This is a genomic window from Burkholderia sp. BCC1996 (genome assembly GCF_905339955.1).
Classification (GTDB): Bacteria; Pseudomonadota; Gammaproteobacteria; order Burkholderiales; family Burkholderiaceae; genus Burkholderia.
This window is the reverse complement of sequence record NZ_CAJPHM010000013.1, coordinates 158953-176543: the sequence shown is the minus strand read 5'-3', so window position 1 is coordinate 176543 and position 17591 is coordinate 158953. Positions and strand designations below refer to the sequence as shown.

The window sequence follows — 17591 nt, the reverse complement described above, 5'->3', positions numbered from 1 at the left end:
TGCGCTGCGGAGACGAGGGGAGCCTTCCGCAGGATCGACGACTGCGCGAGACGACGTGATGCCCATCAGCCCAGCAGGACGCGGCATTCGGCACATCATGAAACATAATAGCCAAATAATTTTATGTTGCATGAAGCGTCGAGGCGAGCCTAGAATGAGATCGCTTCGCGACATATTCATTCCTAGGTTGAGGTAGTCATGGCATCTGTCCTGGCATCCGCGTTCCGGGCGATGGAAGAGCCGGCGCTCGCGCGCCAGGGCCCGCCCATCTGGGAAGCACGTCACTCGCTAAACGTCGAGCGCGATGGCGCGATCGCCGACGGCTGGACAGTGTCGCGGTGGGACGCACATCGCAAGGTGTTGGTCAGTTCCCGCGCGACCTTTCAGGACCTCTCTCCCTACTTCAAGGCCCGCGCGCAGGTTGCCGCGCTTCTGGAGGGGTTGGTCTCACCCTTCGACGTGCGCGGCACGCTCGAGATCGAGCGCCAGCGGATGCAGTCGGTGCTGGCCGACCGCGTCTATGGCGCCTACCGCTTTGCGGCCGGTGACGTGCCGGCGGTGCTTTCGCGCGCAACGCATGCCGCGCGTGCCGATGTGGAGGATTTTGCGTGCGGGCAGCGCCTGGTTATCCGTCACGACTTGCTGTCGATGTTTGCGCATCCGCGCCTGTACAACGTGCCGGGCGCCCGTCCGCTGACCGAGCGGGGCGACTATGACGCGTTCGATAGTGCCGAGGAGCCGATCGAAGGCTGGCGTTCGGTTGCGCTGGGCCCGATGGATATGGGCGCGGTCTTCGGCCTGATTCAGGGTGTGGACGTGCACCAAGCAGACACAAATGCCGGCGGCCGCTCGCCGATCGTGCAGGCGCATTCGGCTGGCATGCATTTCCTATCGCCGAATGGCGGCCAGCACTGGTTGCGGTTGTCGCTCGACGAGCCGAGTCAGCAGGAAGCTGATGTACGGCATTTTTTCGGGCAGGTCGGCGTGGTCACGAACGGGCTGGATGGTTCGATCGAGCAATTCGCGGCGGCCGGATGGCGAGTACGCGAGGCAGGGTATGAGGCGCACGACATCGATGTGCCTCCGCCGGCAGTGTTCGACGGGTGCAGCGATGCGGACGACGGTGGCGTCGGCGAGGCTGCGGCCCTGATGAGTCATCGACTCTGATTCGATATCGCACACAGGACAAGCAGATCAACGCCCAATAGATGGGGGGGGAACGTGTTTTCGAAACGACTGGCCTTTCAAAATCCGACGCTCGCGGTACTGCCCCAGGGCGCCAAGCTGTTCAAGGTTGGCAACGATTACGATGCGCTGCTCCGCCGCTTTGAGCTGGGCCGTATGAGCCACACGGCGCGTCGCAGCGAGGACCTGCTTTCGGACACCGAGGTGATCCTCACGCAGATCGAGTCGCAGAACGAACGGATGGAGGATCCGGTATCACGCGTGGTGCGGAAGCGTCGCGAGGAAATGCTGGAGTTCGTATCGCTCGGGCTGGGCCGGTCGGTGTCTGCGCTGCGCGACGAGCTGGCGGCCCAGGCGGCGTTCGATGGTCGCGGCGAGCAAATGGGGTTGGGCGACGACGCGGATCGGCTAATCCGTCGGCGGGAGGCTGCGACGGCGTTCGACGCGCATCTGGCCAAGGCTCGTGAGCTGGGCGAGCGACTGCTCACGCAGATCGAGCGTTGGTCGGACCGCTTCGGGGAGCGTCTTGCCGAGGGGGTGACCAATCGCATGACACCCGACAAAGACGGTCCGATTCAGCTTGGGTTGGGCACCACGGACATCGTGCGTGGCATGGATGGCTTCCGGGCTGAGCAACGCGGCGAGCGCAAGGACTCGGGGAAAGATGCTATTCAGCGCGCCGTACTGGCGACGGCCGCGGATGGGGATGTGCCTGGCATGGCCAGTCCTGCGGCAGCAGAGAGCGGCGATGGCGACGTCGGCCTGCATGCCCGTCTCGCACGTGACCGCCGCGATCGCCTGATGCGCCTGGTGGCGACGCTCGAGGAAGAGTCGGCAGTGATGCGTCCGGGCGAACGGGTGGCCGCCGCTCGCACGCTGAACCGGATTGCTCAGCCGGGGCAGCTTGATCTGAGCCCCGGCGACATGCACAAGATCGAGCAGGTCGAGGAAGAAATCATCGATCGGCCGATGGAGCGGGCGTGATTTCTCCCGTCGCGGTGCGGCGGGATTCAAAAACAGGGCTATACAACCGGGGAGTGTGCAATGTCGAACGAATCATTCAACTATCGGGACTTTTTTGGCATCGGCCCGGGCAATTCGGGGCGGGTCAACCAGTCGCGCGCGAAAGATGGCTGGGTGACGGTTTCCGTGAATTGGCCGCGCATTCAGTCGGCCTTCGCGTATGCCGGGTTTGCAGTCAGCCAGACCGCGAAAGACGTGGTCGATGCGCCGGGAGTGGCCATGCGCGGTGTCGCGCGTGCCATCCGCGGTGCGCACGAAAAGACTGCGCCCAAACTGGCATTCCTGGCGGAATGGAAAGACAGCGTGTACGAGTGGCTGAAGCGCATGTTCCAGCGCGTGACCCACTTCTTTTCCGGGGTCGCGCATGGCCCGGCACAGCAAGCGAAGGCCGCGGGCGCAGATGCGCCGGTCAAGACCGGGGACGCGAAGGACGAAGCGAAGTTCGATGAGCAGGCCCTGAAGGCGGTCGTGCCGGAAAAGGTCGCGCCGACGATGGTCGACAGTCTCGATGCGTTTCTCGACAGCGTGGTTCCGCCGGACGGACTCAAGGCCACTGACCTGCCGAAAGGCCTCGGCGAGGGCACGGTGGCCGCGCTGGCGGCGGCACAGGCCAACATGACGCTGCATCGCTACGGCGAACTGGGCGCCATGAGCGAGCGCGTGATCGACGAACTGGTCAATGGCCTGAAGGCTTCCCCCTTGGCCGCAGATCTGAAGGTATATCCGCCGGAGCAGGTCGGCGCAGCGCTGCTGAACCTGACGCGTACCCATCCGGATCACCCGCTCGTCAAGATGGCGGATCCAGACGGCAAACTTACCGCGCTTACGACGCGCTTCGAGCGCCTGCAGGACCTGCAAAAGACCTTTCTCGAAGCGAGCGCCTTCAACCTGCACATGGCGAGCCGCGCGGGTGTGCCGGAAGACGTCGTGAGCGATGTTCTAGCCAAGAACAACATGCCGGATCAAGTTCTGAGGGATCACCTGATTCGACACGGTCTCGGTGACGCGCATGAGGCGTATATGCGACGTGCCGATCCGACGTACGTGATGAAGGCACCGGAGCCGTCGCCGGCGGCCGCTGCGCCGCCGGCTGCGACGTCGTCGCCGACATCCTCGACCGTGTCCGAGCTTCGTGCCTTCGGCGTGGGCAATCTGCGCGTGATCGATGGCAAGGAGGCCGCGGCACAGCAGGCGTCGCACGCGGTGCTGGGCACTTCGTCAACTGGCTTCGGTGCGTTGCGGCAATTCGCTGCGACGGAGGACGAGCTTGCCGGCCATCAGCCGGACGATAGCGACGAAGCTCACGAGGACTTCGAGTCGGCTGCTCCTCGCGGGTGATTCCCGCGTTTCCAGACGCGCATAGGAGAAAAATCATGTCGCAATCGGAAAGTGTCGAAAAGCGTGCGTGTGCAACAGCGGTGCGCAAGGATGACGATTTCGTCTCGCACCGCGGTTCGTGGCGCGAGGCATTGGTCATCGCACGGGATCAGGCGCGCGTCGTCGCGCCGGATGTGGATGAAAAGGCCTACTGGGATCGCGAGATCCGTGCGTATGACGAGGCCTTTTCCGCGTATGCACCTGGCGCGATTCCCGACGATTTTCGAACGCACCATGCGGCATGGCGCGAAGCACTGGTGATCGCGCGCGATCGGGCAATTGTGCGGCCGCCCGATGTCGACGATCGCTCGTACTGGGAACACGAGTGCCGTGCATATGATCGCGCGTTCGCGTCGATCGGTATTGAGCCGATCGATGGGAAGGCGCGGGTGGTCAACGGAGTCGCTCTGAAATTTGACAAGTATGGTGTGCCGGAAGGGTGCACGCACTTCATTGAAGGTTTATTCGGGAGCGTCCGTTTCCTACAGTATCGCGAGACATCTCTGATTCGGTATTTCGCCGAGTTTGAGGGAGACCAGTGGGCGCCAATGGGAACGCAGCCTTCGGCGCAGGGGCTTACGCCGCGTGTCATCGCCGAGTATCACACTGGTCTGCCGCACGAAGAATTTGTGGCCGTCATGCATGCCGTCTGGCTTGCGGATGGGGATGCTTCGCGTGCTGCGCAATTGCTTGGCGTCTCCGAAGAGCGAATCTGGGAGATGAATGCCGGCCAAGCAGATGCGGCGTTCTGCAGTCGTCCGGAGACCTGGAATCCCGATGAGTCGCGAGACTACCTTCGTGGGAAGGGGTACGAGATCGAAGCTTCGACTCCCACCTCATCGTCACCATCATTGTCACGCGTGTAGGCGTCCGGAGTTGGATCGAATGGCCGAGATGATCGCTGCGCAGGATGGCGAGAACGACGCGACCAGGGCGCCGTCGCCGAGCGTCTGATCTAGAACGTCCCCGGGGCAAACAAATGCCAATTGATTTCAAGAAATTGAACGACCCAGCGTTTCAGGACGAGATGCGCCGCGAACGCGAGGCACGGGCGCAACAAGCCGAGGAACATGAAAAGAAGCTCCGGGGCTGGATCGATTCCGCGCTGGACCACTACGATCAGCTGTCGGAACGGGAACGCGAGTTTGTACGATCCTGCAGGCACCGATTGAACACATTCCAGCATCTCACCGAGCCACAGGAAAAATGGCTTGGAGATATCGCCAACCGTTGTACGTCGGAACGGATGCCAGAGGCGCAAGCCACACTGTCGTCAGGTTTCGCGGCGTTGAGGCAGTTCGCCGCGGCCCCGATATCCGAAAAGCGATCTGAGAACGATATCGCGAAGAACACCGCAGCACGGGCGATTCCGGATCAGAAATCGGGGGAGCCCGGCGGTGCGGTCTTTGCGTGGGCACAATTTGTCGGTGGTGGCGATGAAGGTTACGAGGTGTCGAGCGCTGGCGATAGCCGCTTCAGCGCGCTGTATGCTCGTCTGTCAGATGGTCGGACCATCGAGGAGGCCTATCAGCTCGACGTGAAGGGTTATCGGGCGCTGGGGAACGACTGGCGCTTGGGTAAGGGCAAACCTCCGCGTCAGCCCATGACGCACGAAGAGATCTGGCAGGCCTATAAGCAGTTGTGGCGCCAATGGGCCCTCGAGAATCCGCAACTGATCGCTCATTTGCGCCAGGCGGCCGCTGGGAAGGTGCTGACCGACCGGCACGCCGCGACGCAAGTCTCGCAAGCGCGAGCGTTGGCGGAGATACTGTCGGAGAGCCCTGAATTTTGTTCGACGCCGGTGGGCGAAAGCACCCGGACACTGCAGGACGCCGATGAGTCTCCCGCCTCCATTGTCAAGAATTTGCCGGTCGACCTCGTTGGTGCGGTCGCGCAGCGGACCGTTTGCGAATTCGTTTCGAATTGGGAGGATTGGGGGGCTGCGATTCGTGATGGCGCCGGCGAAGAGTTGCTGGCCGAATTGGAACACGCTCTCGCGACGCTTGCCGGGTTCCAGAGGCGTCTCAGTGAGCATCTAATGACCCAGCGTGCGGTCGAGTCGGACGATGCGGGAGTGGGTGACGAGTCTCTCGAGCCAGTTGCACCGCGCGGTTAGCGGATGTTCTGCTGATGGACGTGGTAGCGGGTTGCGACGGGTGCGGCAAGAAAATGTCCGATTAAGCGAACATTGTCTTGCGGACTAGATGGCGATGTTCTATAAACCGAACATGGACCTTAAACTACTTCGTTCGGCAGGGGCGCTCGGTGCCGAGATCCGCCTGCAGCGTGCGCGATTGGGCAAAAGTCAGTCTGACTTGGCCAACGCCGTCGGCGTGCGTCGTCAGACGATTGCAGACCTCGAGTCTGGAAAGAACGTCGGGCTCTACATTGCAATGGCGGTGCTCGCCGAACTCAAATGCGCGTTGAGCCTGTGCGAGGACCGCGCGCCCGCGTCCTCGTGGCCCGCCAATTGGCAAGTGGTTGACGATTGGGGGCCAATCGTCCGGTCATCGCGGGAGCGTCTGGAGGCGCAAATGCAGGCCGCGAAGTCAGCGGAGCAAAACCGCCGTGAGGCGTTTGTCCTTGCGCCGCTTGACGTCCGAAGCGCCCGCGTCGCGCATTACCCGGCATTTGGAGAGCTAGGTGAGTTCTGAGGAGAAGCCCGCACTGACGCGTGATCAGGCAGCGCTGATCATCCGCGAGGCCAGTACGGAAGAGACGGTGCTGGTGGGTGGTCAGGCTGTCGTGTTCTGGTGCGAGCGATTCGACATTCCCTTGCCTGGGCCGGCGCTCACCCGAGACATCGACTTCTATGGCGGCAAAGAGGCTGTCATCGCGGCGTCGGAGAAGCTGGCGGCGATGAACCCCCGCGTCTACATCGCATCGCTCGATGACGCGACGCCCAATAGCGGGAAAATCGCCGTCGACCTTCCGGGACTGGAGGACGCCTGCGAGATTGACTTTCTTTACCTGGTGGCCGGCCTCGGCAGCATGGAAGTGTTGGAGAAGGCGGTTCCGATGCAAATCGATGGCGTCACCATCAACGTGATCCATCCCTTGCTGCTGCTGGAAAGCAAGATTTCGAATCTCAAGCAGATTCCCGAGAAACGCGGCTTTGCAGGCCAAAGCCAGGCAAAGCTAGCCGTCGAGGTCGCGAAGCGGTTCCTCGTGAACACCGTGGGTCAGGTAGAACCACGACAGACGCTCAACATGCTCAAGCGGGTGATCCGATTCAGTGACGGCGACGAGGCGAAGTATGCTTGGTATCACTTCGATATCGACACGACAGCGGCGGTTCCACTGGACGCCTTGAGGCAAGCAGGCGACCCACAGATACAACGGTTCCTCAACGAAGGCTGGCCCGTCGAGGAGCAGCGTCTCAATGAGCACCGGGAGCGTTTTCGCTCCATTGCGGACCGACAAAAGGCATACGAAGCGAGCTTGAACCGTCCGAAAGGTCCGGGCGATAACGAGATCTTCGAGTCGGATGCGCCCCGGGGGTAACTTCGCACTTACTCCGCAGGAGGTGCGACCGGGCCGCGAGCAGCGTCTCGTGCAATATAAATACATTGCGCAATATAAATTGCACTTCATCTGACGCACGCCTACAATCGTCGTAAGAACGGCGTTGGAGGGTGCGAGGTGCGACTGGACGAAGTGATATTCGAGGCAATCGATGGCACGTCTCAGCACGTCTCGCCGTCGCCGGGGCCTTTCGGACTGTTTGCAAAGGCGACCCTCCCCGTGTTTCGCGCGCCAGCCGACCTCGACCCTGACTTGTTCGAATTGGTGGCCGTGTGTTTTAGGGATGAGAAAGGCACGCCGGCCCACGGTGCACTGATAGGGGTGTTTTCCGATCTCGCGAACGCGACGCCGCGCGCGATGCGCGTGGCGCTGGTCGATCGCGCGCACGACATCGATTCGCGGCGTAGCCCGGCAAGTATTGCAATCAGCATGGTCATGAGCGTCGGTCGATTGATGATCGACGAGGCTGGCACTCAGCGCGAGATTCCGTGGTGCATTGCTGATTTCGGGATTGCGAATTTCAACGAACCCATTGACACCTCGCGCAGCCAGATTGTCGCGCGCGATGCGTATCTGAACTGGGCGACGCGGGCGCCCGAAGTGCCGGAGGACCTCCGGACAGAAATCGAGCGGCGGCGGCTCCGTAGGCGATGCGATCTGACGGACACGCAACGCGAAGCGTGCAGCGCGCTCGTCAGCACCCACGCAATCACTCCCTCGATGTTCGAGCGCCTGGTCACGGTTCGCGCACGCGCACCGCTGAATGCGATTGGCACCGATTGGCTCCCGTTTGGCGCGAGTGTCGAGGAGAGTTGCGCGCTCGGTGAGCTTTATGGCCGCGCACTGAGCCTCGCGATGCTCGAGACCCACTTGGTGGAACAGCGGATGGAGGTTGAATCGGCCGCGCCGATCTCGTTGGATCCGCCCGAGGTAATTGTGCCGCCGACTTGGACGAGTGCGCACTGAGTTCGATGGTTTCGACTCGTTAAGGGGGTGGACGGGCATGTCGCAGCATTAGCCGGCGATTGGTCTGGAGGGGATGATGAGTGCACCTTACGAAATATTCGGACGTATCTCGGTCGATGTGTCGAGTATTGGCGTCGCGCAGGAAAAATTGGCAGCGCTGTTGCATCGCTACCTGGAGTCGACGCATGTCGCACGAGAGTCGGGAGCGGCCAACGCGATGCCGAATCACGGCATGGCCGGCCTGAGATTCAGCGCGTCCGGGTTGATCGGTGCGGATGTAGCGGCCGCCGTGACCGAGAACGTGCAGGAGTTCGCCGAACATTTTTCCCAGGCGCTGACTGAAGTCGAGGTGTGTTTTGTGGGCGAGCGTCGACGCTTGATCGTTGGGCCTGGCGCAGAAGCAGCTGGGCGCCGAAGGATCAGTGAGATCGATGGGCAGATCGCGAAACTGGTCGAAGAGCGGGCGCAGCTGCAGGTGCGGGCGGTGCTGGGTCGATCGGCGACGCTGGCCGAAGTAGCTGGGTTAGGTCCCGCCGTCGCGCGCGTGGCGCTCGAGGCGTTGAGCAACGCTTACTCCCAGTGTCTGCCGGCCGAGAGGGCGAGAAGCGCGGATGTTGACGCTCACATGGGCGAAGCAGATCGCGATGGCGAGGAAGAAGAGTATCAATCTGCGCATTGTGCGCCGTAGCGGTGGCAGAGATTCAGCCTTGGTAAAGGATCGTCGATGGAAATCATTCATGCGGCCGCCGAGACGGTCGAAATCATCATGGCGGGGCGGACGCTGCTTCGCGAATTCTTGCGCCTGTTCAAGGCCAATGAGCAGCGGGATGGTCCGGCCACTCGCGCTGGTGCTTGTGACCTGCTCGCCCGCTTCGTCGTGGTCGATCGCCACGGGCGTGCGCTGTGCATGTCGGCAGATGACCGTTTCTTCATGGGCCGTCCGGCGCGTGGAATTGCCGCGCTTCAGTTCGCGGATAAGCAGAGCGCCGCTTACGCGATCGAGCAAATCGAAGCGCATCTGCCTGGCGATGGGCAGATGACGGTCCGCCCGCTCGGTGAATACATCGAATCGGTGCAGCGCTACGAGGCAACGTTGTCGCTGGAGGCGCCGCCGCTAGCCGACGAGCAAATGGTCCCGGTCAGCGAGGCTGACGAGGGATTTTTCGAAGCGGTGCTCGAGGAGGATGGCGTTCATCTCGACGCGCCCGGGTGTCGAGGCTGAGGAATTTCTGCCCCGGCTTCCTGCCGGGTCGAGTCACGCTCGTGGAAAGACGGCATATGGTCAAGAAGCATTCTGATTCGAAATTGTTCGCCGGAACGTGGTCGCATCTATTTGGCGTCGGTCGGATGGAAACCGACTGTCGCATCGTTGTCGACGTCGCGAACGACAAGCTCGTCGCAGCGCGGGCGTTTGACGGACTGAAATGGATCAAGCTGTCGTCAGCGGAGCAAGCCGATCTCGCTGAATCGCTGTTCGACGCCAACGACGTGAGCGCTGATCCGGACGCCTTTGGCCTGGCCGCGATCGATTCGCTCCCGGACTGGGTTGCGCTGGACGAAGCACCTCGGAGCATAACGAAGGACTTTGTGGAGTGGGGCGGATCACCGTTCACCGGAAGCCACTTTCCGGAAGGTGTGACAGACGACACGCGCGTTGAAGTGATATTTCGGAACGGGCAAACGCACGTCGGATGTGCACAGTCTTTCGGCTGGAATCATTCGGGCTACAACCCTGAATGTCAGATCACTTCCTACCGGATTATGGATGGTGTGCCAGGTGCCGCGAACCATCCAGCGGCGGAAGGAGAAAGCGATGCGGCGGTTCTGGCCGAGTATGGAGTCGAAATCGACGCTGACGGGGCGGGTGCGTCGGACGCGTCCCCGCGGCCATGACGTGCAGAGGGTGCGTCGTGTCGGATCACCAGTATGGCAAAGCGCGCGTCTCGCGCCGGCAAGCCTTCCTCATTCGTCTCATTGAGTTCTTCCCCGGTTTTGTCGACGGAAGCGCCGTCAATGGCAGCACATTGGCTGACTGGGCGGAGGGAAACATCGGTGCATTGGCTCAAGTAGTCGGAACGGCTGCATTCGAAAGGTTTTCCGATCGGTTCTACCGGTCTAGGGACGATGAACTGGTCAGTGATGCAGATGTGGTGGCGTGGTTCGAGGATCAATTCGCTGGTGAATTTGCTGGCGCGCGCGGTTGCGCACGCGGCTATCTTTTTGCGGAGGAATTATGTCGAAAGGGGAAGGGATTAGCGGAGAGGCTGGAAGAAAACTGCAGCTGAGCAGCGCTGCGGTTCTTCAGGAGTCTGATCCGCGGCCAATCGTTCCGCTTGATCCCGCTCGTCCCCTATACGACGAGGCAGGACGCGAGTACCAGGTTACGTCGTCGTCGAGACAGCAGGTAGTGACCAATTCTCACGGCGTATTCGGCGTCTGGGATCGGAAGACCGGCGAATGTCTGATCGCTAACTGTGAGGGTACGCGACTGTCGAACGAGCACCCGACGCCGGAATGGATCGCTCGACGGCGAGAGGCGGCTGTCGATGTGCTCTCCGCTATGCACGCGGCGGCCGTGATAGAACGCGTCGTTGAGCAGTCGAACGCGGATCGGAAACCGCCGGAGATTGATGCGAAGGCGATGACCCTGGTGCCTTCGGGGCGCTTCATTACCGACAACGAGGGGCGCAAGGTCGCAGAGATGTATCAGCCCGGCGACTCGCCTGCTGAAACGGAGGCTATCAAGCGACGCATCGTTCGATAATTCAATTCGAAGCCAGCTCTTGTCGACGCTACGCGCGATCTCGTGCAGGCTGTCGAGTTCACGCCGCTCGGCGTTCGTGGAATCAAAGCGGTACAGGCCGCCAAGTTAGCTTTGGGTGAGGAGCCATCTCCCATGGCCGAACGGGAACTCAGCGCCGGCGGCACTCCGGTTCTTGTTTTCGGGTCCGATCAGGATCGCAACACAATCCTCGCCGCACTCCGTTTCTACCAGCAACACGGCATGGGCGAACCTGCGAATCGCTCGGAGGCTATCCACGACATTGCGACCAACGGTGGCGAGGACGTCTCGATGAACGATGCAGGCATCGATGAGCTGTGTGAGCGTGTCAATTCGGCCCCGGTGCAGCTTCCGCGATTGCCGCATGCAGACGCCTACGAGGTGGTATGTGAAGTGGGCGCGAAGCCGGATTTCGCGCCATCGCAGAATCTGAATCTCTTCGTCGTTTCAGGGCGTGTTCACGGGGATGACGATGACACGGTGGAGATCATTCCGGCCGTGACAGCGGACGATGCAGGCGCAGAATTCAAGGATCGACTGCGGGCGGGCGGGCGGAATGAGGATCCGGACGACGTGGTCGACTGCTATGTCAATACGACCACTCTGATCGGCAGCTATGGCGATGACGGAAGTTTTTGTGTTGCTGCGGAATTTCACATGCAGCATGACATCCATACCTGCGACGAGCCGAATCAGGACTTTCCTTCGCCGCGTATGTAATTCACACGCTAACTAATCGAATCCTGTTTGGGAGCAGAGCCAAGATGGAAAATAATCTGCCGAAAGACCAACTCAATGTCGAGCAGGCCATCGAGCAGTTCAATGCTCAGATGCCGGAGATCGATCCGAAACTCAGGCGGCTCGCGTACGTGCAGGAATGGAGTGATGAGCTGATTCGCCACATGTTGGCGTCGTGCAAGACGAGGGGCGTCGATGGGAGTGGTGTGCTGGAGGTTGCGCAAAAGGCCGCCGACAACCTTAACCTCAACGTTCTGCGCGAGGGAGATCCCGCTTTGGCGCTGGCAGCGGCGGAGGCCTTGGGGTTCGAATCTGCTGCAGCTTTGGACGACTTCAACCGCAAGTATCCTGCCCTGTCCTCTCGAATGGGGGCTCAACCCATTCTCGCGGCTTGTCAAGGGCAGGTCGTAGCCCTGTCGCTCACCGAGATCGTATTCGAGGCCGAGGAGGGGACGAAGTATGCCGTCGAGAAAGCGAAATTCCCGGAAGGTTCGGTGAGCGTCGGTGATCAGGTAGCCGTTGAGCGGTACGGTTCAGTTCGGAAACTACCGAAGGCACGTTTGTTCGTTGGCTGTTGGAGTCACACGTGGTCGTGGTGCGAGGACGGGCGCGTGGAGGCCCACAGTCGCATTGTTGTCGACGTGGCCAACGACAAGTTGGTCGCTGCTCAGGTAAGCGGCTACAAGACTTGGAATGATGCGACCTCGGATCAGAAGGATGATTTGGCGAGGTCGTTGTTCGACGAAAACAAGGTGAGCAGTGATCCGCAGGCATTCGATTTCGTTGAGATCGATCGACTTCCAAAGTGGGCGGCAACTGCGATGCACGGTCAGCAGCTGGAACCGTACCGCGATGGGGAAGTGCTTGGTCTTGATCGGGATGGCCACGTGATCGAATGGAACGCGGGCGCGGATATGCCCGTTGAAACTGGGCAGTCTCTGGTTGAATTCGGATTGCAGAATCTTCGCGAACACGAGCTTGCCCGTGTCGGTGTCACTCGCGAAGTTTGGGAGGCCGCAATGGCTCGCGGTGGATTGTCGGAGAGGACAGTTGGCATGACCGATAAGGACGTGGTCGATGGGGCGGAGCGCATGGCGCGAGTGCTGCTGCAGTCAATTGGCTTCGAGTTCACAGGGGAAGCTGTTCGCAATAGCTCGAATCCGCGCGCTGTTTCGGCGTGGAACATCGTCAGCAAGATGCTCGAAGAGTACAACGGTACCGACCTGGCGAGCGCAGTCGACTCGTGCGACGAGGACGAAGGAGGCGAGCCAGAAGCGCTTGATACGGATGGCCGATACACGAACGAGCAAGTTGTGGCACTTGGCCATTTGAGTGCGGCCCTTGCCCTAGCAACGGATACTGGCTTGTTCGACGAACTGGTGGCTGACTGCAACATCCCGGGCAGCATCAATGACCTCTGCGATGCAGTCCAGGACGAGGTAAAGAGGTTGTCGGGAGAAGTTGCAACCACGCCCGACTTGCCCTCGCCGCGCATGTGAATGTCAACCTGTAACTACTCGCGCGGCGTATCCACGAAGAGGATATCCAACGCGGCTTCTGGAGCGAGTGAATGTCGAAGATCGAAGAAGTCAAGCAACGCGTCGACGCGATTGAAGCCGAAACGCAAAGAGTGGAACTATCGGAGATCGTCGTTCCACCGGCCGTGAAGCAACGCGTGACCTATGCATTGAACGTTTTGCGCGAGCAGGAAAGGGCTCTGCAAGGCGTGCAGCTTGCCCGTGGAAATGGTCATATTCTCGCGTTGGAGCTTGGTGACCGGCAGGAGAAGATCAAACGTGCAAACGACATACTTGATGAATTCCGGAGACTTGCCCCCGGAAATGGTGTCGATGCTGACTTGTTCATCAACCAATGCGGAGGTGCGCCGGATTTCTCGAAGTATGGTCAGCCCGCCTCCGCTGACGCTAAAGCGTTCGAGCACGGCGTGCCCGAGGAACAGCGCCAGGCAGGCATTGCGGCAGGCAATATTGTCGACTTGAACGCGCCGGATTTGCTGCCGGCTGACCCCGAAGGCATGAACGACGATCGTGCTGTCTGGGCTGGTGCTGCGCTTGAGACCTTCCGTAACGTGACGCGCTGTGACCAACAGGATGTCGTGTCCGACCTGGTGGCAAATCTCATGCATTATTGCGATCGCAATGGCATGTTGTTCGAAGATGAACTGGTACGTGCCCGCAAGAATTACGCGGAAGAGACATCGGGTCCGGAAATCGGCTCGGAGCCGATGTCCGAGCCGGAGTGTCAGTCGCCTTCACCGAGTATGTAAGCCATCGCGCTGAATTCCACCCGAGGCGCACTTTCCTCTGGGGCATCGGCGGCATTTTAACGCCGGCACATCGGACGGACTGGGCGATGCTGAGCATCGCACACGATCACTGAAGATCGTGTTCCCTCACCCGGTAACGCTCACCTTTGTCTGTCGATATACTCGACAGGGCGGTGCGGCGGCGTCGCAACCGCCGCACCGCATCATCAGCCGTCACTCGGCAAACCGCTTCTCGAAATCGACCTGCAAGCGCTTTTCGAGCGCATCCATGTCGGCAGGCAAGCTGACGTTGGCGAGCATCAGCAGCCGAGCCGCTGTGCTTTTCACACCGTCGGTCGTTTTTTGCATCTTCCCCAGCACGACGCAGCGGTTCTCCCACATAAGCGAGGCGCGTCGCGTGTCAATTTTCGAAAGCGCGCCCATGCGGTCCCACTTCGCGAGATCCGGGCGTATCACGCCCTCTTCGGGGCGACCGTAATCCATCAAGTGCCCCGTGAACAGCGCACGACGGGCGAACGTGGCCAAGGCTTCGAGCCACACGGCATGGCCGATTACAAACTCCTCACGCACTTCGAAAGCGGAAATGTCGCCGTCGATCATCGCAGCCCACTTGGGGATGTGCGAGCTGCACTGCTCGAAGAAAGTGAGGAGGAATTCGTCGATCTGGTGCAATCGCGCTGCGTCGACGCCGGTGATGTTCTTCGGGTTCACGCCGGTCAAGATCGACAAGAATTTCTTGAACACGATCAGACTCCAGAGCTTGTACGACTTGGTCGGGACCGTCGAATTTTCGACGTCGATTCGCGTGCCGATGCCTGGCAGGATGCCCATGACCGAGAGAGCCCAGGCGTTGAAGGGGTCTCGACGGTCATAGAGCGCATTGATTGCCGACGAGGGCTTGACCTGCTTGCCGTTGATGTCGGCAAACATCTGCTGGGATCGCTGGAGACCTTGGTCGAAGAAGATCGTCACCGTGATGGTTTCTTCGCGCAACTCCGGGCGCGTGGCGATCGCGTGCTCGATGCCGCGCCGACGATGCTGTCCATCGTTGATAAGCAGGGTTGCGTCCATCGGGATGTGCAGCAAGCCAATTCGGCCAGCGGCGCCTGCAACCGCCACGGCCTCGAATGACATCTCCGACGATACACTCGCGGTGATGGCTGGCAGCACGTAGTCGTCGCGATTTTCGGTCACGTAGATGCCGATGTCTTCGGCACGTCGTTCGTTGAGCACGCGCTGCGCGCGCAGGTGCGCCGGCACCGTGTCCGCGTCATCGAATGTGAATAGCTTCACGAGCGCGCCGTACGGCACCTGTGCGGCGTAGTAGGAACGGCCGGCTTGCACGCCGGCGACGGCCGGGAACGTATAGGTGAATTCGCTTCGTTCCGTAACGAGCTGGTTGCGGACGGCCTCGATGCGAGCGGTGCGCTCCGCATTGCAGATACGCTTGGCCTGCGCGGCATCCAGTTCGGCCTGCGCGCGATCCTGATAACGCACGCGCAGATCGGCCAGCGAGATTTTCAAATCCTCGAGCGCCCAACCGGTCATCTCTTCGGTAACGGGCTTGTCGCTGAGCCAGTACGGATCGAGCACGCCCTTCATCGCGTGGATCGCGTCGGTATCGTACTTGTCGACCAGGTATTGTCTCAGGACGTCCGGGTAGCACTGACCCCTCGTGAGGTTGCCGTCGTGAGCGATCGCAGCGAATCCCGCATTGCGGGGGCTGTAACCACCCTGTCGGTTGAGTTTGTCCGCCTTCTCACGTGCCCGGATAGAGTCGTTGTGCGGCGACACGATGGTGCCTGCGTCGTACATCGATTCGCCCGGCACGAACGCTTGTTGAAGGGCAAGCACGTAGTGTCTGGTTGCCATTGATCGCTCCTCGGCTATGCGGTCCGTACGCCTAATTGATTAGATGCCGCGTAAGCGCAGATCCATGGAAAACATGTTATCTGGGCACCATTTCGCAGGCAATAAAATGGCAGGCAACTGATGGGACATGGAAACGTGCGGAGCCGAATTGTCGCACCGTTTGTCGGAATCAAGTTCGTTACTGGAGAGTAGAGGTATTTCGCCAGCTAAAGTGATGTTGCATGCCCCTGGGTGATCTGTCATTCTGATTGTGGGATCGTGAAACGTGAGGGCGAACATGCAAGCCACGGTGAAGACGCCGATGGAGTTCCGCGAGTGGAAACAAGACGCAGTGCGCCGTTTTGGCGAGCACCCCAGTGGGTGGAAGTTCAAGTGTCCGTGCTGCGGTCACGTGCAGTCGATGCAGGATTTCAAGGACCTTGAGGTCGACGTCAATCTCGCGTACTTCAACTGCATCGGCCGTCACGACGGCAAGCATATGAACGTCGACATGGGCACGAAACCGGGGCCATGCAACTACACGGGTGGAGGCCTTTTTAAGCTCAATCCTGTGGCCATCAAGCACCCTGATACGGGCGAGACGGTGCATGTCTTTGCATTTGCCGATTGAAGCGGGAAAATGGATCCTGATCTCCAATTGCCGATCGAACTGCCCTCCGGTTGGACAGCCGAGCCATGCTCATTCGGCGTGCTGCTCGAGGCCAAGGGCCCAGACGGCCGCTTCGTCGGCGGAATCACCGTTAACGAAAAGTTGCGCGGCTACGCTCTTGGCATTTCGCCGGTTCGAGCCGCGGATGTTGAGTCGTCGATTTATCAAGGCAGGGGCTGGCGAGAGAAGCTATATCGCGATGCCGTGATCAAGCTCAACAGTGCGCTGGTCCGGGAGTGAGAATTAAGCTAAATGGCAGAAGCAAAATGACGGACACGACTTTCAACGTTGGCGACATCGTGACGTGGTCCAGCCAAGCGAATGGTTCGACCAAGACCAAGACGGGTGTAGTTGAGGCGATTGTGCTGCCGAAGACCTATCCGGATCGCGCGTGCTTTCCGCAATTGCACCGCGGGAGCGGTACGGGCCTGTATCGCGCGCACGTATCATACGTGGTGCGGGTGCCCGGTAAGACCTCGAAGTCGGTCGGCAAGCTGTACTGGCCACGTGCGGTCGCGTTGCGGAAGGCGTAACAGGGGAACCGAATGTTTGGATGCTGCTTGATAGCTGGGCGGAAGTTTAAGGACAGGTCGACCGATGAATAGGACCGTTCAGATTGCACCTGGCGTGTTGTTCTCGGCCGACGTGCTTTCCCCAGAATGGGGCCGCGAATTCCGAGGAGATGCGGTGGCCGGACAGGCAGTCCGGGACGCGCAGCCTGCGCGCCGATCGGGCAGAGCTTGCGAGGAAGGCGAATGCGGGACTCGCGAATCCAACGGCGATCAGATGTCGTTGCTGTAGATCTTGGGGCCGAGCAATCGTGACAACGTGGAGCATCTTGTGATGTGCAGCAAGCGACTTGACACCCCTTACCCAGTGGACGAACCGTCAGCTATCTGCGTGCGTTGCCCGCGTCCCGAATGTGTCGCGCAAATCTGGGTCGGCTCATCGCAGATGAGGCGACGCCATAAGCGCCGTGAAACCGGTTGCATTGGGGAGGCATCGTGCGGTAAGTGTGGCTGCCGCATTACCGTTGACGTGAGCGGTGAGGGAAAGATCACAGTGCTCGAGGAGACCCCAGTCGCGACGCCGACCTCTCCGAAGTTGAGCGCGCCCCAAGTTCGGGTAATGCGGTGGCTATCTCATGGATGGGAAGCGGAGCCAGGCGGTGGGTCAGTGATTCTCGT

20 protein-coding genes are annotated in these 17591 nt (G+C 60.5%); 19 read left to right on the top strand and 1 reads right to left on the bottom strand.

Translation table 11 applies throughout. The annotated features are described in order from the left end of the window. Nucleotides 1-198: 198 nt before the first annotated feature. The 16 genes from U4Z64_RS20555 (at nucleotide 199) to U4Z64_RS20480 (ending at nucleotide 13883) form a co-directional block, all read left to right on the top strand. On the top strand, nucleotides 199-1167 hold the full coding sequence (locus tag U4Z64_RS20555) for a hypothetical protein (protein ID WP_321820899.1): 969 nt from the start codon (nucleotides 199-201) through the stop codon (nucleotides 1165-1167). A gap of 54 nt (nucleotides 1168-1221) precedes the next feature. Further along, on the top strand, nucleotides 1222-2169 hold the full coding sequence (locus U4Z64_RS20550) for a hypothetical protein (protein ID WP_321820898.1): 948 nt from the start codon (nucleotides 1222-1224) through the stop codon (nucleotides 2167-2169). Between the two features lie 60 nt (nucleotides 2170-2229). Further along, the gene (locus U4Z64_RS20545; RefSeq protein ID WP_321820897.1) at nucleotides 2230-3546 is read left to right on the top strand and encodes a hypothetical protein; all 1317 of its coding nucleotides are present in this window, start codon (nucleotides 2230-2232) and stop codon (nucleotides 3544-3546) included. A gap of 35 nt (nucleotides 3547-3581) precedes the next feature. Then, on the top strand, nucleotides 3582-4451 hold the full coding sequence (locus U4Z64_RS20540; RefSeq protein WP_321820896.1) for a hypothetical protein: 870 nt from the start codon (nucleotides 3582-3584) through the stop codon (nucleotides 4449-4451). A 113-nt stretch (nucleotides 4452-4564) separates the two neighbouring features. Continuing rightward, nucleotides 4565-5701, top strand: a complete 1137-nt coding sequence (locus U4Z64_RS20535) for a hypothetical protein (RefSeq protein ID WP_321820895.1) — start codon at nucleotides 4565-4567, stop codon at nucleotides 5699-5701. Between the two features lie 94 nt (nucleotides 5702-5795). Further along, nucleotides 5796-6239, top strand: coding sequence for a helix-turn-helix domain-containing protein (locus tag U4Z64_RS20530; protein WP_321820894.1), 444 nt, complete (start codon nucleotides 5796-5798; stop codon nucleotides 6237-6239). Then, nucleotides 6229-7089 (top strand): hypothetical protein, encoded by an 861-nt coding sequence (locus tag U4Z64_RS20525; protein WP_321820893.1) that lies wholly within the window; start codon nucleotides 6229-6231, stop codon nucleotides 7087-7089. Before U4Z64_RS20530 ends, U4Z64_RS20525 begins: the two co-directional genes overlap by 11 nt. 138 nt (nucleotides 7090-7227) lie before the next feature. Beyond that, complete coding sequence (locus U4Z64_RS20520) at nucleotides 7228-8076, top strand: hypothetical protein (RefSeq protein ID WP_321820892.1); 849 nt, start codon at nucleotides 7228-7230, stop codon at nucleotides 8074-8076. Nucleotides 8077-8152: 76 nt separating this feature from the next. Further along, entirely contained in the window at nucleotides 8153-8764 is a 612-nt protein-coding gene (locus U4Z64_RS20515) for a hypothetical protein (protein WP_321820891.1), read from the top strand. 36 nt (nucleotides 8765-8800) lie between these two features. Further along, the gene (locus tag U4Z64_RS20510; protein WP_321820890.1) at nucleotides 8801-9298 is read left to right on the top strand and encodes a hypothetical protein; all 498 of its coding nucleotides are present in this window, start codon (nucleotides 8801-8803) and stop codon (nucleotides 9296-9298) included. 56 nt (nucleotides 9299-9354) lie between these two features. Beyond that, on the top strand, nucleotides 9355-9969 hold the full coding sequence (locus tag U4Z64_RS20505; RefSeq protein WP_321820889.1) for a hypothetical protein: 615 nt from the start codon (nucleotides 9355-9357) through the stop codon (nucleotides 9967-9969). A gap of 17 nt (nucleotides 9970-9986) precedes the next feature. Next, a complete protein-coding gene (locus U4Z64_RS20500; protein ID WP_321820888.1) occupies nucleotides 9987-10361 on the top strand; it encodes a hypothetical protein in 375 nt (124 codons plus the stop codon). A gap of 122 nt (nucleotides 10362-10483) precedes the next feature. Further along, nucleotides 10484-10840, top strand: a complete 357-nt coding sequence (locus tag U4Z64_RS20495) for a hypothetical protein (protein WP_321820887.1) — start codon at nucleotides 10484-10486, stop codon at nucleotides 10838-10840. 132 nt (nucleotides 10841-10972) lie between these two features. Next, on the top strand, nucleotides 10973-11578 hold the full coding sequence (locus U4Z64_RS20490; protein WP_321820886.1) for a hypothetical protein: 606 nt from the start codon (nucleotides 10973-10975) through the stop codon (nucleotides 11576-11578). Nucleotides 11579-11622: 44 nt separating this feature from the next. Continuing rightward, the gene (locus U4Z64_RS20485) at nucleotides 11623-13095 is read left to right on the top strand and encodes a hypothetical protein (protein WP_321820885.1); all 1473 of its coding nucleotides are present in this window, start codon (nucleotides 11623-11625) and stop codon (nucleotides 13093-13095) included. 71 nt (nucleotides 13096-13166) lie between these two features. Next, the gene (locus U4Z64_RS20480; protein WP_321820884.1) at nucleotides 13167-13883 is read left to right on the top strand and encodes a hypothetical protein; all 717 of its coding nucleotides are present in this window, start codon (nucleotides 13167-13169) and stop codon (nucleotides 13881-13883) included. Between the two features lie 213 nt (nucleotides 13884-14096). On the opposite strand, the gene U4Z64_RS20475 is transcribed toward U4Z64_RS20480, so the two are convergent. Next, on the bottom strand, nucleotides 14097-15755 hold the full coding sequence (locus tag U4Z64_RS20475; RefSeq protein WP_321820883.1) for a DNA sulfur modification protein DndB: 1659 nt from the start codon (nucleotides 15753-15755) through the stop codon (nucleotides 14097-14099). Between the two features lie 277 nt (nucleotides 15756-16032). On the opposite strand from U4Z64_RS20475, the gene U4Z64_RS20470 reads away from it, so the two are divergent. From U4Z64_RS20470 to U4Z64_RS20460, 3 genes are read left to right on the top strand one after another with little or no spacing between them, the layout of a single operon-like run. Then, entirely contained in the window at nucleotides 16033-16365 is a 333-nt protein-coding gene (locus U4Z64_RS20470) for a VVA0879 family protein (RefSeq protein ID WP_321820882.1), read from the top strand. 9 nt (nucleotides 16366-16374) lie between these two features. Continuing rightward, the gene (locus U4Z64_RS20465; protein ID WP_321820881.1) at nucleotides 16375-16644 is read left to right on the top strand and encodes a hypothetical protein; all 270 of its coding nucleotides are present in this window, start codon (nucleotides 16375-16377) and stop codon (nucleotides 16642-16644) included. Nucleotides 16645-16670: 26 nt separating this feature from the next. Continuing rightward, a complete protein-coding gene (locus U4Z64_RS20460; protein WP_321820880.1) occupies nucleotides 16671-16937 on the top strand; it encodes a hypothetical protein in 267 nt (88 codons plus the stop codon). Nucleotides 16938-17591 lie beyond the last annotated feature (654 nt).

Bases quoted from the DNA above. Each gene is read 5' to 3' on its own strand.
- U4Z64_RS20530 (WP_321820894.1), top strand. From the start codon at position 5,796: ATGTTCTATAAACCGAACATGGACCTTAAACTACTTCGTTCGGCAGGG.
- U4Z64_RS20470 (WP_321820882.1), top strand. From the start codon at position 16,033: ATGCAAGCCACGGTGAAGACGCCGATGGAGTTCCGCGAGTGGAAACAA.
- U4Z64_RS20475 (WP_321820883.1), bottom strand. From the start codon at position 15,755: ATGGCAACCAGACACTACGTGCTTGCCCTTCAACAAGCGTTCGTGCCG.
- U4Z64_RS20510 (WP_321820890.1), top strand. From the start codon at position 8,801: ATGGAAATCATTCATGCGGCCGCCGAGACGGTCGAAATCATCATGGCG.
- U4Z64_RS20515 (WP_321820891.1), top strand. From the start codon at position 8,153: ATGAGTGCACCTTACGAAATATTCGGACGTATCTCGGTCGATGTGTCG.
- U4Z64_RS20480 (WP_321820884.1), top strand. From the start codon at position 13,167: ATGTCGAAGATCGAAGAAGTCAAGCAACGCGTCGACGCGATTGAAGCC.
- U4Z64_RS20465 (WP_321820881.1), top strand. From the start codon at position 16,375: ATGGATCCTGATCTCCAATTGCCGATCGAACTGCCCTCCGGTTGGACA.
- U4Z64_RS20535 (WP_321820895.1), top strand. From the start codon at position 4,565: ATGCCAATTGATTTCAAGAAATTGAACGACCCAGCGTTTCAGGACGAG.
- U4Z64_RS20490 (WP_321820886.1), top strand. From the start codon at position 10,973: ATGGCCGAACGGGAACTCAGCGCCGGCGGCACTCCGGTTCTTGTTTTC.
- U4Z64_RS20505 (WP_321820889.1), top strand. From the start codon at position 9,355: ATGGTCAAGAAGCATTCTGATTCGAAATTGTTCGCCGGAACGTGGTCG.
- U4Z64_RS20545 (WP_321820897.1), top strand. From the start codon at position 2,230: ATGTCGAACGAATCATTCAACTATCGGGACTTTTTTGGCATCGGCCCG.
- U4Z64_RS20540 (WP_321820896.1), top strand. From the start codon at position 3,582: ATGTCGCAATCGGAAAGTGTCGAAAAGCGTGCGTGTGCAACAGCGGTG.
- U4Z64_RS20555 (WP_321820899.1), top strand. From the start codon at position 199: ATGGCATCTGTCCTGGCATCCGCGTTCCGGGCGATGGAAGAGCCGGCG.
- U4Z64_RS20485 (WP_321820885.1), top strand. From the start codon at position 11,623: ATGGAAAATAATCTGCCGAAAGACCAACTCAATGTCGAGCAGGCCATC.
- U4Z64_RS20460 (WP_321820880.1), top strand. From the start codon at position 16,671: ATGACGGACACGACTTTCAACGTTGGCGACATCGTGACGTGGTCCAGC.